The 1,200-nt window shown below is 35.0% G+C and carries 2 protein-coding genes and 1 pseudogene; all 3 read left to right on the top strand.

Going from position 1 to position 1,200, the window contains the following annotated elements; all coding sequences use genetic code 11:
* The first annotated feature begins 41 nt into the window (after positions 1-41).
* A complete protein-coding gene (locus tag ACFIMM_RS08235; protein WP_375692695.1) occupies positions 42-644 on the top strand; it encodes a hypothetical protein in 603 nt (200 codons plus the stop codon).
* Positions 645-688: 44 nt separating this feature from the next.
* Positions 689-829, top strand: a complete 141-nt coding sequence (locus ACFIMM_RS08240; protein WP_375692696.1) for a hypothetical protein — start codon at positions 689-691, stop codon at positions 827-829.
* Positions 830-1,012: 183 nt separating this feature from the next.
* A pseudogene (locus tag ACFIMM_RS08245) lies at positions 1,013-1,200 on the top strand (trwi protein); the annotation flags it as partial.

The raw sequence follows: 1,200 nt of genomic DNA on the forward strand, positions 1-1,200 counted from the left end.
ATTAATAAAACAATCCCTGCCGAAATCAAGCGAGGAGACAGATGAAAAAGCGATTTATTATAACAGGAATGATTACCCTTTGGGGGATGATAAATTTGGCACATGCAAACAATGTTGATGGAAATCATGTAGGTGGTAACGTGCGGCTAAATCTTTTAAGGGCACAGATTCTTTCGGAATCAGATACTAAACAGAATTCACCTGCTCCATCGCCACCACCTGCTCTACCAGCGGAATATCTGGAGCTTATTAAGCTATTAAAAAAAGGGGAAATTATTGAGCTCTTTAAAAAACAACTTGCGTTAAAAAAAGAACAAATTTCACAAACAGAAAAAGCCTATCAAGCTATAACAAAGAGTCAGAAAACAAACCCAAAGCAAATAGACTTTTCTAGTTTTTTTCTCAAAGAACCAGAATCGTTCTATAAGAGTGATAAGCTTTCAAGAGAATCATATCAAAAGGTACTAGAGGACGAAAACAAAGTTTCTGGGCCTTTTGATCAAATGGGCAAAACTATTTCAGAGCGTTTACAATTTGCATCGATACTAGATAAAGCTATAACTTTAAAAAGTTTTGAAAACGTAGAAAATCGTTTTCAATACCTCAGAGATCTATTAGATGAAGTTCAAAAAAAGAAAACCTGAAAGATATTGCAGATCTTCAAGCACATATCGATGGTTCATTAGCCATGATCCAAAATGAATTTATAAAGGTACAAATGGTAGCACATTTACGTAACGCTGAGCAATCACTTATCAAAAGGAAAAGACGCGAACTTGATATGAAAATTTTTGATCATGAAAAAAAAGGGATTCCTACCATACGATGAAAACAAAAGCCGATGTAGAAGGTTCAGTACTATCCGAATAATTAAGAGAAGCACAAAGATTTTATCAAAGCCAAGCTATCGTGCTGAAAACACTTAGGTAATGTATAAATGAAAATGAGGCGTTTAGCATATATCTATGTTCCAAGGTGATAAAAAGTTGAAAATTTGTTAAAGAGAAATTCCATGGACTTTACAGTGTTCACGCAACTTTTCAATAAAATTGATCAGATAACAAAAACATATGTCACGGATATTTCCTCAAAAACAATAGCTACAATTACACCCTTTGTTTCAATCGGTATCACAATCGCTTTCATCATCTACGGATGGCTCATCATCCGGGGCGCTATCGATATGCCTCTCTCCGGATT

Origin of the sequence: Bartonella sp. AP258QHHD, from assembly GCF_042196145.1 — a bacterium.
GTDB lineage: Bacteria > Pseudomonadota > Alphaproteobacteria > Rhizobiales > Rhizobiaceae > Bartonella.